Source organism: Bacillus sp. B15-48, from assembly GCF_016879755.1.
GTDB lineage: Bacteria > Bacillota > Bacilli > Bacillales > Cytobacillaceae > Mesobacillus_B.
In genome coordinates this window covers 414,039-431,322 of sequence record NZ_WOFU01000004.1, presented here as the reverse complement: position 1 = coordinate 431,322, position 17,284 = coordinate 414,039, and the positions used below count along the sequence as shown (strand labels likewise).

The window sequence follows — 17,284 nt, the reverse complement described above, 5'->3', positions numbered from 1 at the left end:
CCTTTTTTTCAATGTTGGTTAGCGCTAACTATAATAATCTTCTTTGCTTTTTTATAAGTAGAAAAGGTTAATAAAATAGGAATAGGAGGATAGGAGGATGCAAACAAAGGTCAAATTGGAACAAATTGAAACATTTTTATATAAAGAAGCAAGATACATTAACAGTCACGAGCTTGATGAATGGTTGGACATGTTTACTGACGACTGCATATACTGGTTGCCATGCAACAGTGCTGACATTGATCCAGAAACACATGTATCCATCATATATGATAATCGCGAACGCCTTGAAGAGCGAGTATGGCGATTGCAAACAGGTTTGGCATACGGTCAGGAGCCGCGTTCGGAAACGTGCCATTTAATCACGAATGTTGAAGTCCTCGATGAAAATGAAGACGAGATCATTGTCACCTCGAACTTGATGCTCACTGAATTAAGAAGGGGAATACAGACTATCTATACGGCTCGGATGGAACACCATCTTGTACCTAAAGAGGACGACTTTAAAATCCGCTTCAAGAAAATCGAATTACTAAATAACAATGAGTATTTGGGCAATATGAGTTTCCTTTTATAATTTTTTACGACAATAAAAAACTGATAATTTTAACAATAACTTGTATTGACAGTATTCTGAATATTATGTACCATATATATTAGTTAGTACAAACTAACATTGGTTAGCGACACGTAAATACAAGTTCGTAAAAAAAGATATCTAATAGATTTGGTGGTCAAATATGAGAAGGGTTCCAGTCGTCATTATAAGTGGCTTTTTAGGAAGCGGCAAAACAACCTTACTTTTAAACATGCTACAAGTGTTCAGACAGAAAGGGAAGCCGCCAGCAGTTTTAATAAATGAACGAGGAAAAATCGATATTGATGGGATGCTTGTATCGAGAAAAAGTAATGCAGAAAATGTAGAAACACTTCTCGACGGTTGTATTTGCTGTAGTAAGAAGAGTGAAATAGCAAGTAGTATCGACAAGCTATTGCAAACGAAGCCAGATGCCATTTTTATTGAGTTAACAGGTGTTGCAGATCCCGAAGAAGTAGCGAAAGTTTTAAATGAGAGTGAAATTATCGCAAAGGTTTCTTTGAGAATGGTCATTACCGTCGTAGATAGTGAGTACTTACTAAATAACAATGAACCAAATATTAATAACTTAATGAATAGTCAGACAAGATTGGCCAATTTCATTGTTGTGAATAAAACAGATCTCATTGCAGAAAAAGATAAAGGTAACATCGAACAAATGTTAAGAGAGCAAAACTCATCAGCTACGATTGTTTTCGGGCAATACGGAAATATAGACATGGAGCAAATGCTTAATCGAATGAGTCAATCTGTACCGCCCATTCCTATAACTGACTCAAAAAGCGAGAGTCCAGCATTTACAAGTATGACAACGACAGCATTACCGATTGAGAAAGCAGTTCGGATGAAAGATGTTGAGGCATTTTTTAAGAAACATGCCGGTACAATCATCCGGGCTAAAGGATTTGTCCCTATAAGTGCGGGAGAAAAGGAACGCTCCTATTTACTGCAATATTCCGGTGTCCAGCGAATGGAGTGGAAAGAGGAAGAGACCGACCGCTTTTACCTCGTTCTAATAGGTGTTGACCTAAATGGGCGTGACCTGAAAGAAAAATGGCTCTCCATGACTGAATAGTTTTACTTAGAAGCATTTTTATATATTTGAAGGAGGATGGAATCGACGTGACAAAAAGAATTTGGGATCAATACTTGGATCCAAGGGACCTAAAAATCTATTCCGGTGCGGGATTAGGGAAAATGACAGGAATCGGAAACAAACCGGCGCTTGTCATCATCGATGTACAATACGGTTTTACAGGTGAAGAGGCAGAGGATATTGAACAATCCATTCAAAAATATCCGACAAGCTGCGGGGCAGATGCTTGGAAAGCGGTTCCCAATATTAAGAGAGTGCTAGAAGCATCCCGTGAAGCTGGCATTCCTGTCTATTACACGATAATTGAAGGACACAAACACAACTCCAATGAACGCACAGCGATTAAAGGGAATGTGTTTAATCATCCGACCCTCCTTGAAGGTGGAGAAGGAACAAAAGTTGTAAAGGAAATTGAGCCTGTACCAGGTGAAATTGTCATTTCTAAAAAGAAGCCGAGTGCTTTCTTTGGAACACCACTTATCTCCTACCTTGTGGAAAATAATGTTGATACTTTAATTGTTGCGGGCACTACAACGAGCGGATGTGTTCGGGCGTCAGTTGTTGATGCATTTTCATACAATTTCAATGTTATCGTTCCAGAAGAATGTGTGTTTGACAGAGGGATTACGACACATGCCATAAACCTTTTTGATATGCAGCAAAAATACGCTGATGTTGTTTCAACGGATGAGGTCATTGCAGCTCTAAAGAAAAACTTAGAACATGCGTAAGAAATAGAATTTTAGGAGGGGAAAATATGTTTGTAACTAAGCACAATAATGAAATCTGGATTGTAAATCAGTTTGATCATTCTGTTCAAGCAGGCCAAGTAGCCAACCATTGGGGAAATGACGAGTTTGAACCCATTTCCAAGTCACTCGTTACAGCAGTTGAAAAGCATGACATCGGCTGGATTGAGCCTGATGCGGAAGTGCTGTTTGATGAGGAGACAGGCAAGCCTGTCAACTTTATCAATATTAATATAAAACAACACGTAAAGTTTTATTCGAACGGCTATAAAAAGATTCTTGAAGAAGACCCATATGCTGGAATGCTGATTGGCATGCATTGGATTGGACTATATACAAGCCGTTTCGGCTATGACCCAACTTTTACTTATAAGATTCCTGAGGATCTTAAAGACTTTATGCAAAAAACAATCATCGAAACACAAAAAGAGTGGGTCGATGTAAAAATGAATTATTGGGAGTTTAACCAAAAGAGAAGTGAGTTTGAAGATAAGATTTGGATGGACTATGAGATTTTGCAAATAATGGACCGCATGTCCCAGCTCGTTTCTTTGAACACTCTAGAAGACAAAACAGAAGCAGTTCTTGGTCCGGTTCGCAAAACACAGCATTCTGAAGGCATTCAACTCAATGTGCAATTACCTGGTGATGGTTCTCTTGTAGTAGACCCGTTTCCGTTCAGCAAAGAATTTGAGACGACAGTAAAATTGCGCAGGATTGAAAATAAGCGATACAGCTCCCATGCAGAGCTGAAAGAAGCGATAATACAGGCTCCGTTTGAAGAGATGAAATGGAAGATTAGGAGCAAATAAGAATCATAGTGGAGGTTACTTAAATGACTAGACCAACTCATGCAAAAGCCGCTGTTTTGAAAGGAAAAGAAAAAATAGAAATTATGGAATTCCCAATACCGGAAATCGGCAGTAATGATGGCCTTCTCCATATAGAATCATGCGGAGTTTGTGGACTTGACAGTGAAGGCTTCCTCTTCGGAGGGAATGCCGTCTTTAACTTGCCTTGTATTATCGGACATGAAATTGTCGGATATATTGATGAAATTGGACCGGAAGCAGAAAAGCGATGGAACGTCAAAAAAGGAGACCGTGTCATTGTCGAGGAGTACGTGCCATGCGGACACTGTGATCCTTGCTTAACAGGGAATTATCATTTGTGCTTCGATTTAAGATATGGAGCAATGGATATTAACCATGAAAAAACAGCTCTTTGGGGCGGATTTGCAGAATACATGTATTTGCATCCAAACTCGATTATCCATAAAGTAAATGAAAAAACGCCAGCTGATTTGTTGACGCTGTTCATTCCGGTTTCCAACGGGGTTCATTGGGTGCAGGAAGTTGGGGAAACAACGGTTGGAGATACGGTTGTTATTCAAGGACCTGGACCGATGGGACTTGGTTCCGTAATTGGAGCGAAGGAAGCGGGCGCAGGAACCATTATCGTCACCGGTCTCGAAAAAGATAAGCATCGTTTGGAAATTGCTAAAGAAATGGGTGCAGACTACGTCCTGTATGCAGATAAGCAGGATATCGTTGAGGAAGTATCCCGAATTACAAACGGAAAAATGGCAGATACCGTTATCAATGCAGCAACTTCACCAATTCAATTTAAGACCGCTTTGGATCTTGCCGGTTACCACGGTGTCATTGTCCATTCAGGAACAGATCATTTGCTAACAGATGAAGTCATGTCAAGTAAAATCACCTGGAAGTTGTTAACAGTCAAAGGGGTATTAGGCCGTCCGAAAAAAGCTGTCGGTGTCGCACTAAAACTAATTGAATCAGAACGCTATCCGCTGAAAAAAATGATTACACATGACTTTGACATTGCCGAAACGTATGAAGCTGTAAATACCCATGCAAAAGGATTAGACGGCTGTATTCACGTAGCTGTTGTAAATAAAAACATCGACCATAAGGAGGAAGAAACATGCAAAAAAACTATCGAGTCGGTTTAATTGTACCTAGCTCAAACACAACGATGGAAACTGAAATTCCGGCAATGCTCCGCAACAGAGCAGAGTTGTTTCCCGAAGAGTCCTATACATTTCATTCAAGCCGGATGAGAATGATGCATGTAACGAAGGAAGAGCTGAAAAAGATGGATGAGGACAGCGACCGCTGTGCATTGGAACTTTCTGATGCAAAATGTGATGTTCTTGCCTATGCCTGCTTGATTGCCATTATGTCCCAGGGACCAGGTTATCATGCAGAATCTGAAACACGCTTGTGTCAGGTCGTTGCAAACAACAACGACAACGCACCGGTTGTGAGCAGTGCCGGGGCACTCATTGAAGGTATCAAAGAGCTCGGTGCGAAAAAAGTGTCCATTATCACACCATACATGAAGCCACTGACAAACATGGTGGTTGAGTACTTGAATACGAGTGGGATTGAAGTGATTGATGCAATCAGTCTTGAAGTTTCTGACAACCTAGAAGTTGGGCGCCTTAACCCAATGAATCTTCTTGAACATGCTAGAAAACTGAACAAGGAAGGCGCCGATGCAGTAGTCCTTTCCGCATGTGTTCAAATGCCGTCTCTTCCAGCCATCCAAAAGGTAGAGGATGAACTCGGTTTACCAGTTCTGTCTGCAGCTACTGCAACGGTCCATCAAATTTTAAAAAATTTAAATTTGGCCCCTGTTGTACCGAACGCGGGGAGCCTGCTTGCGAAAAAATCTGCGGTATCGAAATAGATAAGAGGGGGCCTTGCCCCCCTTCTTTTTCATTTCTATTTCAATCAAAAATAATCAATAGGAGGTTGAAAAATGAGAAGTTTGAATAAACGTTTCATCACTACAGTTTTATTGCTTTTATCTATTATTATTATATCTGCTTGTGGAAAGAGTGGACAAACTACATCTTCCGGTGTAAATACTGAAAATTCCGGAGAATTATTCATTCAGGTTGCCGGTATTGTACCTCAAGGCCACCCATTAGCACTTGGTGGAGAAAAATTCAAAGAACTTGTTGAAGAAAAATCGGATGGTAAAATCAAAGTCGAATATTATCCAAATAACCAGTTGGGCTCAATACGAGAACAGACAGAGCAAGTTCAAATGGGGACTATTCAAATGGCTCAAACCTTGCTTTCAACTGTGACATCATTTAATGCAAGCCATTTACAGGTGTTTGAATATCCTTTTCTATGGCCGAGTGATGAAGATGAAATCTGGAGTATTTTAGAAGGGGGAGTCGGTGAGCTCGCGTTAGAAAAATTGGAGCCTACCGGATTGAAGGGATTTGGTTTTTGGGCAGGTGGATTCAAGGCTATTACAACAAAAGACAGAGCGATTCAATCTCCAGTAGATTTGAAGGGCATAAATATGCGCGTAATTCCTTCAGAAATTTTACAAAAGACGTATGAAGCATTTGGAGCGAACCCGGTGCCGATTGAGTTTACAGAAACATACAATGCACTGCAACAAGGCGTGGCGGATGCTCAAGAAAATCCGTTAGAGACAATCTATTCAGCGAAATACTATGAAGTGCAAGATCATATAACCATAGCAAATCATGGATATCAGTTTTATATGATGGTAGCTAATTCGAACTGGTTTAATGGATTGGATGAAGGGACGCAAAAGATTTTAATAGAAGCTGAAGAAGAGGCAAGGGTATTTGCCAAAGATCTCACGAGAGAATCAATTGAAAAGAAGCTAAAAGAATTTCCTGAATTAGGACTTGAAGTCCATGAGTTAACGGAAGAAGGAAGACAGGAGTTTATTAAATTGTCACAACCTTTACATGAAGAATTGATTAATACGCCTGATCAAAAGGAATTACTTGAAAGCATATATGAGGAAACCGGTGTAAATTAAGTAAGACCATGTCTTGAAGTACTCTCACTCACTTCGAGGAAGTGAGTGAGAGTACTTCATTTAATACGGTTCCTTTTAAGGGGGGAAAAGAATGAAAATCATCAATAAGATCGAAGAAGCCTTTATTTCATTTAGTATTCTATTTGCAACCTTGTTGGTGCTTGTGAATGTTACGCTAAGGATGTTTGGAAAAGGAATAACATGGTCTGAAGAGCTGATCCGTTTTATGTTAATCTGGGTCACGTTTATTGGAATTAGTGTGTGTGCCAGAAATGATGAGCATTTTAGCATCGAGTTTATTCCGCAATTGGTAAGAGGAAAAGTCAAAAAGGGATTAATGTTTGTCATTTATGTATTATCTTTAATTTTTAGTGTTATTTTCACATGGTATAGCTTTAAATTGCTGCAGTTTACTTTCGGAAATGGTCAGTTAACGCCGGGACTTGGCGTGCCGTTTGCCCTTATTTATGGAATTATCCCCTTGTCAGGATTTTTATTAATTATCCGGTATGTACAGCAGTTAATAAAATGTTTTTCAACCAATTTTGATCATAATGAAAAGAATGATATTCCTGTGCTTAAGGATGTGGATTTCCGATGATCATTGCTTTGTTGGTTATATTGTTTTTCTTGTTACTCATTGGAACGCCAATTTATATTTCTTTAATTCTTTCAACCTTTATCACGTTGATGGTGTTCACAGATATCGATTCGATGGTTGCGATCCAAAGAATTTTTGGAGGAATTGATAAGTTTGTTTTGATGTCTGTACCATTCTTTATTTTGGCAGCAAATGCAATGGATGTAGGAGGGCTCTCTACACGAATCTTAGCTTTTGCAAGAGCCTTAGTTGGCCATTTTTTTGGGGGGATTGCGATGGCTACGCAAACAGGCTCTATGTTTTTTGGGGCGCTCTCGGGGTCAAGTCCAGCTACGGTGGTGGCGATGGGGAGAATTATGTATCCTGAATTGTTACGGCAAGGATATCCGAAAACCTTCTCCAGCGGCCTTATCATTCAATCGGGTGCTGTTTCTCTTGTGATCCCGCCGAGTATTACTTTGATTTTATATGCAAGTGCCACCAATACATCTGTCGGCTCTTTATTTCTTGCTGGATTGGGAGCAGGTCTCTTTTTTGCCTGTTTCATACTATTGTATATTTATATCTATTCAAGAACAAAAAACTTCCCTAAAAGTGAACGAGTTTCATTAAAAGAGATTGCGCACTCTATCAAAAATGCATCCTGGTCGCTAATGGTCCCTGTGATTATTGTCGGTGGCATTTCCCTTGGTATTTTTACGCCGACTGAAGCAGCCGGTGTGTCAGCCATGTATTCAATTTTTGTCGGCATGGTTATTTATAAAGAAATCACCTGGAAAAAATTATATGATCTTTGTTTTCAATCAGCCAAAACATCTGCCCAAGTACTAATTTTAGTGGCGTCAGCATCTGCGATTGGATGGCTAATGACAGCAGGCCAGGTACCGCAACAGTTGGCAGCATTCGTTACAGAAACATTTACATCCGGATGGACGTTTTTACTGTTCTTGAACTTCATGCTTTTAATCATTGGCATGTTTGTTGACTCCACGATTGCTTTAGTAGTGATTGCGCCATTACTGTTGACGAGTGCAATCTCATTAGGCATCGATCCTATTCATTTAGGAATTATTATGGTACTGAATTTGGCTCTCGGCACTTTTACACCGCCTTTCGGACTGAATATTTTTGTTGCTAACAGCATCACAAATATGAAATTAAGCGAAATGTTGCCTGGTATCTTTCAATTTCTTTGGGTATCAATAATTGCATTGTTAATCATTACCTATATCCCATCCATTTCTACTTTGCTGCCTACTTTTGTATACGGATAACAAATCGAAGCGTTTTTTAGACTAGATTGAAAAACTCAGTTTATACAATTATTAGTTGCCGGGGAAGAATCGTTCTTTCGCAAGTTTGCTGTACAACAAGAAATATAGGGAAATATTTTTAATAAAAAAACTGGGTATCTACGTAATTGATAAGCTAGAGAAAAAGGAAACGGTAGCGCTCCTGCTTGCGTAGAAAGTGAATAAGTCTTAAAAAGAGGTGTATTTATGTATTCAATCGATCCTAATAATATGACTGAAGTAGAAAAATATAAATTTTTAACAGGAGGTATTATCCCAAGACCTATTGCATTCGTTACAACGATTTCAAAAAGTGAGGTTTTAAATGGGGCGCCATTCAGTTACTTTAATATTGTCAGTTCAAATCCGCCGATGATTTCAGTATCAATTCAAAGGTTTGAAGGAAGACAGAAGGATACCGCGAGAAATATTATCGAACGGAAGGAATTTGTCGTTCATATTGTCGATAATCAAAATGTGGAAAAAATAAATGAAACAGCAGCGAGCCTGCCCTCTGATCAAAGCGAAATTGAGTTAGCTCAATTAACTTCAATCGAAAGCACAAAAGTCTCTGTACCGGGAGTTAAAGAAGCAAAGATTCGTATGGAGTGTAAATTGGAACAAGCGATAGAATTAGGAGATATGGACACCCCAGCTTGTGACCTCATTATTGGCAGAGTTGTTCAATTTCATATACAAAGTGGTATTTATGAGAAAGGAAGAATTGACGCAAGAGGCTTGGCTGCTGTGAGCCGGTTGGCTGGTAGCAATTATGCAACTATCGGTGAGTTGTTTTCAATCAAAAGACCTAAATAGGTCTGAATACTACTAGGGATCCTGAATGAGTTTTTGCACAAAAATGATAGAAGGAAAAGGATACGGAAAGACTGAGAAATACAATGAACAGATAGCGTAATGGGGGTTTATATGAAAGTGTTAGTCATTGTTGCTCATCCACATTTAGAAACTTCAGTTGTCAACAAAACATGGGTGAAAGAATTGAAGAAACATTCTGAAATAACTGTATCTGAGCTATATAAAAAATATCCAGATGAACGAATTGATATAGAGAGAGAGCAAAGGTTGTGCGAGGAACATGACCGGATTGTTTGGCAGTTTCCATTTTATTGGTATAGCTCTCCACCACTTCTGAAAAAATGGATTGATGAAGTTTTGACACGTGGATGGGCGTATGGTTCAAATGGAACGAAACTACATAAAAAAGAGCTCATTTTAGCAGTGTCATCTGGAAGTGGGAAAGAAAAATACCAAGCAGGGGGTCGGAATCATTTTTCTATGAGTGAACTATTAAAGCCCTTCCAAGCAACTAGCAATCTAATAGGTACAAAATATTTACCTGCTTTTGTCTTTAACGGCGCATACACAGCATTACAAGAAGAGGTTCAAGAAAGTGCAAGAGAGTATGTGAATTATATTCTTGCCAAAGATATTTTTGAATAAGGATAAATGATTGGATATTTCCTAGTTTTATGGAAATATCCGATTTTATATCCGCAGAAAATTCATTGATTAAATTCTACTTGATTAGGCTAATTCGAAAACTGCATCATGAGGATCACGAAAGTGACAGAAAAAAGTATTATCAGGCTTAAGAGTTCTTGAATTGGAACAATTTATTGCAGGCCCATCAGTAGGCAGGTTGTTTGAGATTTTGCTACATTCATTAACAGACTCCTTCTCCGCGATCCAGCTCGCCCAATCGGCGAGTTTTCTTTATTCCGATGCATAAATTAAATCGGAATGAGGAAAATACGTTTATTGGTTGAATTCCCATATTTTGTTAAGTAACTTCTTCCCTTTTCTAAACATGCTTCTTTTCTGCAAAGGGCTGAGCAAGGGAGAATAACTGGGATAAACTGAGAGAAGGAGGAAAAGAAATGGATAAGGAACAACGACAGAACGGGTCAGTAAACGACGAGAACAAAAAAAATCAGCAGTTGGAAAGTTTCCGTGTTGATCATAAAAATACCAAACTAACAACCAACCAGGGTGTACGCGTCACGAACACAGATGATTCACTTAAAGCAGGCGAAAGAGGACCTACCCTGATGGAGGATTTTCATTTTCGGGAAAAGATGACTCATTTTGACCATGAACGGATTCCAGAGCGGGTTGTCCATGCACGTGGTTTTGGAGCTCATGGCTATTTCCAAGTATACGAACCGATGACGGAATATACGAAAGCGAAATTTTTACAAGATCCGTCAGTGAAGACTCCCGTTTTTGTCCGATTCTCTACGGTTGTCGGATCACGAGGTTCAGCTGATACGGTAAGGGATGTCCGAGGTTTTGCGACTAAATTTTATACAGAAGATGGCAACTATGATTTAGTTGCAAACAATATTCCTATCTTTTTTATTCAAGATGCGATTAAGTTTCCGGATGTCGTTCATGCCATCAAACCTGAACCACATAATGAAATCCCTCAAGCGTCAGCTGCACATGATACATTTTGGGATTTTGTCGTCAGTAATACTGAAACAGCACATATGATTATGTGGCTTCTTTCTGACAGAGCGATTCCTCGAAGCTTCCGGATGATGGAAGGTTTTGGTGTTAACACTTTCAGATTCGTTAATGAACAGGGGAAAGCCCGGTTTGTGAAGTTTCATTGGAAGCCTTTGCTCGGTGTTCATTCTCTCGCTTGGGATGAAGCACAGAAACTGGCTGGAAAGGATCCCGACTTTCATCGGCGTGATCTTTGGGAAGCAATCAATAATGGAGAATATCCTGAATATGAACTGGGTGTTCAACTATTAGAAGAAGAAGAGGAGTTTACATTCGACTTTGATATTCTTGATCCGACTAAATTTTGGCCGGAGGAAATCGTTCCTGTCAAAATCATTGGAAAGATGACGTTGAATCGCAATCAGGATAACTTCTTTGCTGAGACTGAACAAGCAGCCTTTCATCCTGGGCATGTTGTACCTGGTATTGATTTTAGCAATGATCCGTTATTACAAGGAAGGCTGTTTTCCTATACTGACACACAGCTTCTTCGTTTGGGCGGGCCTAATTTTCATGAAATTCCGATTAACCGTCCGATAGCGCCGGTAAATAACAACCAACGAGATGGGTTTCATCGCATGACAATCGATAAAGGGGCAGTAAGTTATTCGCCAAATTCTCTCCGGAATAATTCGCCGCAACCAGCAAGTGATATGGAACATGGTTACACGCATTATGCTGAGAAAGTGGACGGGCAAAAGGTCCGGAAACGGAGTAAGAGCTTTAATGATCACTACCAACAGGCAACCCTTTTCTGGAACAGCATGTCTCCTATTGAAAAACAGCATATTGTTAAAGCTTTTCATTTTGAAGTCGGGAGTGTCAAAGATAAGCAAATTAAGCAGCGGGTTGTTGAAATGTTTAATAATGTTGATGGAGACCTTGCCGTTCAGATTGCCCAAGGAATTGGTGTCGATCCGCCAGCGAATTCTGGCGGGACTGGGATTACAGCTTCGTCATCAGCGGTGAGTCAAGAAACAACGATTCGGAGTCCTCGAACGAGAAAAGTAGCGATTCTTATAGAAAAGGGTTTTAATTTTAATGATGTCACAATGGTGATGACAGCGTTGGCCGGCTCTGGAGTCCATGCGGACATAATTAGTAAAAATTTAGGAATGATTTCGAGTGCAGAAGGGCAACAATTAGAGGCAACGAAAAGTTATGCGACTAGTGGTTCGATTATGTATGATGCACTCTATATTCCTGGAGGTAAAAACAGTGTGGACACATTAACGATGCATAAAGAAGCAAAAGATTTCTTGAGCGATGCCTTTATCCATGCTAAAGCAATAGGGGCAACGAACGAGGGGGTAGATTTATTAACTTCCTCTGATGTGCAACGGATCTCTACCGCTGGACCAGAGACGAAAGGACAATTGTTCTCAGACTTAGGAATTGTAACCATTCGCAACACAGCAGATTTGAATAGTTTTACCCAAGAATTCATCCATTCGATTGCCCAACATCGCCACTGGATGAGACAGAACCAAGACGGAAAAATGAGTGGTTGAATAGAGGCTTTATACAGTAGGGATAAAAGGCCCACTGTATAAAGCTATTTTTTTATTACTAAACAATCTCCATTTTTTAATTGAAGCAGATTGGCTAAAAATGCTTCGGCGATTGCGTTAGAAATGTCAATTAATTCATCTTCATCTTTTGCTAATATTGCTAAGGGGGCTCCCCCGATATGGCGGCTTTTATCGGTTGTAATATAGGCAAGAATTCCTTTAGCTCCTCCTTCGCCTTTACTCATCGGCTTTCACTTCCTTTGCTGTTTTTAAGATTTCAGGGTTCTTTTTCACAGTCTCCAGTAAAGGAGTAAGTAAAATTGTTTCTTTTAATAGCTCAAAATTTTGGATGATTGGAACGATGGCAATGATAACTTTCCCGTCTGTAGGGTTTTGCGCACTATATATTTTCCTTTGTCCTAATCTTCGCGTTGTTTCAAATAAAATAGCTTGTCGTTGACCGTTATTCATAAGTGGAATTTGAAAGTGATCCTTATTCGGATGGATCACAGCAGCGATTCCTTCTTCAAGGAACCAATTTTTCGCTTCCTCCCTTCCCATTAAATTGGAAACGAACATTCCATCCACATAGAGATCAGAGCCTTTTATTTCAATTTCCCCTTCCGTCACAGTAACGATGTCACCGATTTTTTGACGCGCTGTAAAATGTTTTAAAAAGTAAAATAATACAAGGCCTATTACTGAACCAGCAAAGACTTCAATCCATGTCGGTACATCTAAAAATGATTGAAAGAGCTGAATAACGAGTGCTGTAGTAAAGGCTACGATGAGTGTAATATAGTTGCGCGATTCAAATATTTTTGAAATTCCATCAATATAGGCATTGCCTCGTTTGGCAAATTCCTCTCCTTCGAGGTCTAAAAGACTTTCTCTTTCAACCTTGCGGACATCACGAAAATGTTGTATAGCAATTCCTAAAAATGTAACCGCAGTAAAATTCTTGGTCATGAGAGTAGGGATGATAAAAGCCCCTAATGCAGCAGCCACTCCACCTGTTACGAGATGGATTAAATAGCCGTTCGGATAATTGGGATACTGGCGATAATCTAATTTAAGCGACAGAAAACGTGCTAATGTTCCAATCACAGTTGCGGTAATGATAAGGACTAACATTTCAGTGGAAATTAAATCATTGTTATTGGCCATGTTATGTAGAGCTCCTTACTAAGAATTTTAGTATTAGAATTTGTTTAATGGATGTTTTTATACAAATGCTACTTATAGCAGAATTTTTCTTAATGAATGAAGAAGGGGAAATTAACCGATAATATTGTAAAAAGACAGTAATGAATCGATAATTTTTTTTGCTTTTAAAGGTGGTTTATTTTATGAACTCGAACATTGGAAGAAGTATTTACCGGAAAGAAGCAATGGAAAAGGTAACAGGGGCAGCAAAATATACGGCTGATTATTCATCGAAAGAGATGTTGCATATTCAGTTAGTTGCTAGTTCTTATGCCCATGCAAAAATAAAAGCAATTGACACAACGAAAGCACTTCATGCACCTGGAGTTCGAGCCATTTTAGTTGGAAAGCCAGCCCCGCTGACGGGAGAAGAAATTAATGATCGACCGCCACTTGCTTTTGAAAAAGTAAGATATCATGGCGAACCAGTAGCTGCAGTAGTAGCAGATAGTTTAGTTGAAGCAAAAAAGGCTGCCGAATTGATTAAGGTGACGTATGAACCTCTGCCTGTCATAAATTCCCCGAAGGAAGCTCTTCTTCCAGATGCTGCTTTAATCCATGAAAATTTAGCTGCGTATGAAAGAATCGAGCATGTTTATCCCGAGCCGAATACAAATATTGCTGATCGAACGAAAATACGGAAAGGAAATATGGAAATAGGGTGGAATGAAAGTGATGTAACGATTGAGGCAAGTTTTTCCTTCTCCCCGTCCGATCATATTGCGATGGAAACAAGATGTGTGACAGCAGAAATTCGCCCAGATGGTTTTGTTGTGTTTTCATCATCGACTCAATCCCCCTTTATCATAAAAGAACTAATGAATCGATATTTCGATCTAGATGAAGGGAAAGTCATTGTAAAAACACCACTTGTAGGCGGAGGGTATGGAGGAAAAGTGGCTGTGCAACTGGAGTTGATTGCTTATATGGCTACACATGCTGTTGGTGGGAGACCGGTTAAACTATTGAATACAAGGGAAGAAGATATGATCACCTCTCCTGTACATATTGGCCTTGATGCGAATATAAAGCTAGGGGCGACAAAAGCAGGGAAAATAACTGCAGCCGAAATTTTATACATGTTTGACTCGGGAGCTTATTCCGATAAGGGGGCTACAATCAGTCGGGCTGCTGCAGTTACATGTACGGGTCCCTATTATATTAAAAATATATCATGCGATTCATTATGTGTTTATACAAATCATCCATATGCAACGGCCTACCGGGGCTTTAGTCATTCTGAGCTTTTATTTGCATTTGAACGAGCAATGGATATGCTTGCGCAAAAGCTTGGCATTGACCCATTAGAGCTCCGCAAGAAAAATTCAATCTTACCTGGTCTGACAACAGCAACACAAATGCGTGTTAACGCCAGTACAGTTGGAAATTTACCTCAATGTATCGACAGGTTGAAGCAATTAATGAACTGGGAAGAGGGAACCGTTATTCGAGTAAGTAATCGGAAAATAAGAGCAAAAGGAGTCAGCTGCATTTGGAAAACATCAACGATTGATTCCGAAGCGAATTCCGGGGTAGTGCTAACTTTTAACGTGGATGGCAGCGTGAACATTTTATCAGGGATTGTCGAAATTGGAACAGGGACCAAAACAATCCTTGCTCAATTACTTGCCGAAAAACTAAAAATGAATATGAATAAAATTCATGTCAAGATGGAAGTTGATACACAAACAACTCCTAAGCATTGGAAAACAGCTGCCAGCAGAGGAACGTTAATGGCTGGAAGAGCTCTACTAAAAGCGGCAGACGATGCAATTGAACAATTGAAGGACATCGCATCGCGTGTTCTGATCTGTTCACCTGATGACTTGGATGTAGGAAATGAAAAAGTCTATGTAAGGGATGAACCTGATACGTTTATTCAAATAAAAGAGATTTGTCACGGTTATAAATATCCAACTGGTTACTCAATTGGCGGTCAAGTGATTGGCAGAGGAACATACACTTTAAGACATTTGACCCATATTGACCATGAGACAGGGAAAGGGAAGCCAGGGCCGGAATACACAGTAGGGGCTCAAGGTGTAGAAGTGGAGTTTGATATAAGAGATTACACTTATAAAATAGTAAAGGCCTATTCTGTCATCGATGCTGGAAAAGTATTAAATTTAAAATTGGCTGAAGGACAAGTAATGGGTGCGATGAGTATGGGGCTGAATTTTGGGAGCAGTGAAACATTTGTATTTAATAATGAGGGAATCGTATTAAATCCACGGCTGCGTACATATACTCCATTCCGTTATGGTGAACATCCCGAATATATTGTTCATTTTGTGGAAACCCCTCATCTTGACGGCCCATATGGAGCACGTGGATTAGGGGAAATTGGATTGATTGGCATGCCTGCTGCATTAGCTAACAGCCTTTCGGTTGCAGCGGGAGTGGAATTAAATAAACTGCCTCTTACTCCTGAATTCATTTGGAAGGAAAAGAAAGCGGTGGATGAATAGATGATATCGTTTGACTTTGAATATTATAAGCCAACCTCTCTAACGGAAGCGACACAATTGTATCAATCACTTGAGGAACAAGGAAAGCAGCCAATGTACTTTTCAGGAGGAACCGAACTGATTACGCTAGGAAGAAGGAATCAGCTTTTTACAGATGCTGCTATTGATATTAAAGCAATCCCGGAATGCCTTGTCTTAAAAAAAGATAACAATCAAGTGATATTAGGAGCAGCGCAAACTTTAACAAGGATTAGAGACATGCAACTTTTCCCATTTTTAAATAAAGTCATTGTGGAAATTGCTGACCATACCGCCCGAAATAAAGTTACGCTAGGTGGAAATATATGTGCCAATATTATTTTTAGGGAAACGGTTCTGCCACTTTTGCTAACCGATAGTCAAGTTGTGATTGCGAGTCAGACTGGTTTAAAACAATTGCCGATAAAAGATGTATTCAATCAAACATTACAATTAGATAAAGGGGAGTTCCTTGTTCAAGTTATTACAGAGTTGTCGGAAATGGAATGGCCATCGCTAAGTGTGAAAAAGCGCAGACAATGGGATGTTGGTTATCCATTAATAACAGTGGCAGCACTGAAAAAAAATGAACAAATCAAAGTGGCGTTTAGCGGGTTATGTTCCTTTCCTTTTCGTGATATGCATATGGAAGATAGTTTAAATAATCAACAACTTTCGTTAGAGGCAAGAGTTGATAAAGCAATCGAGCGAATTCCTGCGCCTATCCTTGATGATGTAAACGGTTCTGCAGAGTATAGAAGGTTTGTTTTGAAAAATACGCTACATGACGTACTGAATGAATTGGAAGGAGCGGCAAATGTATAAAAGTGATATAATGTTAAATTTAAATGGTGAAAACCGTAGCGTGTATGTAAGAAATGCGGATACGTTATTATTTGTTCTGCGTGAAGAACTAGGGCTAACAGGTGCAAAACCAGGTTGTTTAAATGGTGACTGCGGTGCATGTACCATTGACGTTGATGGCGATTCGATGAAATCGTGCCTAATGTTAGCGATAGAAGCCGTCGGTAAAAAAGTGACCACAGTGGAAGGACTAAAAAATACTCCGATTCAAACGGAGTTTATAAAAAAATTTGCCTTCCAATGTGGCTATTGTACCCCAGGCTTTATTATGAATTGTCACGCCTTAATTCAAAAATACCCAAATGCAGATGATACGGTAATCAAGGATTGGTTAGAATCGAATATTTGCCGCTGTACAGGATACAAAGAAATTGAAGAGGCGATCAAATCGGTGTTAGTAAATGATACGAAGGAATCTATGTGAAAAAATACTATAATTAGTAATTACATTTACTTTATCCAAAGTTGACATACTAAACGAGTAATTTCATTACGATGTTTAGGAGGAATAT

17 protein-coding genes are annotated in these 17,284 nt (G+C 39.4%); 15 read left to right on the top strand and 2 right to left on the bottom strand.

Annotation, left to right across the window (positions count from 1 at the left end):
- Window positions 1-97 precede the first annotated feature (97 nt).
- The 12 genes from GNT69_RS15405 to GNT69_RS15350 all read left to right on the top strand — a co-directional run bounded on the left by GNT69_RS15405 (window position 98) and on the right by GNT69_RS15350 (window position 12,216).
- On the top strand, window positions 98-577 hold the full coding sequence (locus GNT69_RS15405) for an aromatic-ring-hydroxylating dioxygenase subunit beta (RefSeq protein ID WP_203555857.1): 480 nt from the start codon (window positions 98-100) through the stop codon (window positions 575-577).
- A gap of 163 nt (window positions 578-740) precedes the next feature.
- A complete protein-coding gene (locus GNT69_RS15400; protein WP_203555856.1) occupies window positions 741-1,673 on the top strand; it encodes a CobW family GTP-binding protein in 933 nt (310 codons plus the stop codon).
- A gap of 47 nt (window positions 1,674-1,720) precedes the next feature.
- Window positions 1,721-2,425, top strand: coding sequence for an isochorismatase family protein (locus GNT69_RS15395; RefSeq protein ID WP_203555855.1), 705 nt, complete (start codon window positions 1,721-1,723; stop codon window positions 2,423-2,425).
- A gap of 26 nt (window positions 2,426-2,451) precedes the next feature.
- Window positions 2,452-3,255, top strand: a complete 804-nt coding sequence (locus GNT69_RS15390) for a DUF3891 family protein (protein WP_203555854.1) — start codon at window positions 2,452-2,454, stop codon at window positions 3,253-3,255.
- A gap of 23 nt (window positions 3,256-3,278) precedes the next feature.
- Entirely contained in the window at window positions 3,279-4,418 is a 1,140-nt protein-coding gene (locus GNT69_RS15385) for a zinc-dependent alcohol dehydrogenase (RefSeq protein WP_203555853.1), read from the top strand.
- Window positions 4,391-5,158 carry a maleate cis-trans isomerase family protein gene (locus GNT69_RS15380; RefSeq protein ID WP_203555852.1) on the top strand — a complete coding sequence of 256 codons (768 nt, stop codon included), beginning with the start codon at window positions 4,391-4,393 and terminating at the stop codon, window positions 5,156-5,158. The genes GNT69_RS15385 and GNT69_RS15380 overlap by 28 nt, the downstream gene beginning before the upstream one ends.
- Before the next feature lie 72 nt (window positions 5,159-5,230).
- On the top strand, window positions 5,231-6,283 hold the full coding sequence (locus GNT69_RS15375) for a TRAP transporter substrate-binding protein (protein ID WP_203555851.1): 1,053 nt from the start codon (window positions 5,231-5,233) through the stop codon (window positions 6,281-6,283).
- A gap of 91 nt (window positions 6,284-6,374) precedes the next feature.
- The gene (locus tag GNT69_RS15370; RefSeq protein WP_203555850.1) at window positions 6,375-6,884 is read left to right on the top strand and encodes a TRAP transporter small permease; all 510 of its coding nucleotides are present in this window, start codon (window positions 6,375-6,377) and stop codon (window positions 6,882-6,884) included.
- Window positions 6,881-8,158, top strand: a complete 1,278-nt coding sequence (locus tag GNT69_RS15365) for a TRAP transporter large permease (RefSeq protein ID WP_203555849.1) — start codon at window positions 6,881-6,883, stop codon at window positions 8,156-8,158. Before GNT69_RS15370 ends, GNT69_RS15365 begins: the two co-directional genes overlap by 4 nt.
- A gap of 225 nt (window positions 8,159-8,383) precedes the next feature.
- On the top strand, window positions 8,384-8,992 hold the full coding sequence (locus GNT69_RS15360) for a flavin reductase family protein (protein WP_203555848.1): 609 nt from the start codon (window positions 8,384-8,386) through the stop codon (window positions 8,990-8,992).
- 111 nt (window positions 8,993-9,103) lie between these two features.
- Entirely contained in the window at window positions 9,104-9,637 is a 534-nt protein-coding gene (locus GNT69_RS15355; RefSeq protein ID WP_203555847.1) for an NAD(P)H-dependent oxidoreductase, read from the top strand.
- Between the two features lie 437 nt (window positions 9,638-10,074).
- Entirely contained in the window at window positions 10,075-12,216 is a 2,142-nt protein-coding gene (locus GNT69_RS15350) for a catalase (protein ID WP_203555846.1), read from the top strand.
- A gap of 44 nt (window positions 12,217-12,260) precedes the next feature.
- On the opposite strand, the gene GNT69_RS15345 is transcribed toward GNT69_RS15350, so the two are convergent.
- A complete protein-coding gene (locus GNT69_RS15345) occupies window positions 12,261-12,461 on the bottom strand; it encodes a capping complex subunit for YIEGIA (RefSeq protein WP_203555845.1) in 201 nt (66 codons plus the stop codon).
- Window positions 12,454-13,383 (bottom strand): YIEGIA family protein, encoded by a 930-nt coding sequence (locus GNT69_RS15340; protein WP_203555844.1) that lies wholly within the window; start codon window positions 13,381-13,383, stop codon window positions 12,454-12,456. Before GNT69_RS15340 ends, GNT69_RS15345 begins: the two co-directional genes overlap by 8 nt.
- Window positions 13,384-13,565: 182 nt before the next feature.
- On the opposite strand from GNT69_RS15340, the gene GNT69_RS15335 reads away from it, so the two are divergent.
- Genes GNT69_RS15335 through GNT69_RS15325 form a run of 3 tightly spaced genes read left to right on the top strand, consistent with a single transcriptional unit; the run spans window position 13,566 to window position 17,196 of the window.
- A complete protein-coding gene (locus GNT69_RS15335; RefSeq protein WP_203555843.1) occupies window positions 13,566-15,890 on the top strand; it encodes a xanthine dehydrogenase family protein molybdopterin-binding subunit in 2,325 nt (774 codons plus the stop codon).
- The gene (locus GNT69_RS15330) at window positions 15,891-16,733 is read left to right on the top strand and encodes an FAD binding domain-containing protein (RefSeq protein ID WP_203555842.1); all 843 of its coding nucleotides are present in this window, start codon (window positions 15,891-15,893) and stop codon (window positions 16,731-16,733) included.
- Window positions 16,726-17,196 (top strand): (2Fe-2S)-binding protein, encoded by a 471-nt coding sequence (locus GNT69_RS15325; RefSeq protein ID WP_203555841.1) that lies wholly within the window; start codon window positions 16,726-16,728, stop codon window positions 17,194-17,196. The genes GNT69_RS15330 and GNT69_RS15325 overlap by 8 nt, the downstream gene beginning before the upstream one ends.
- Window positions 17,197-17,284: the final 88 nt, after the last annotated feature.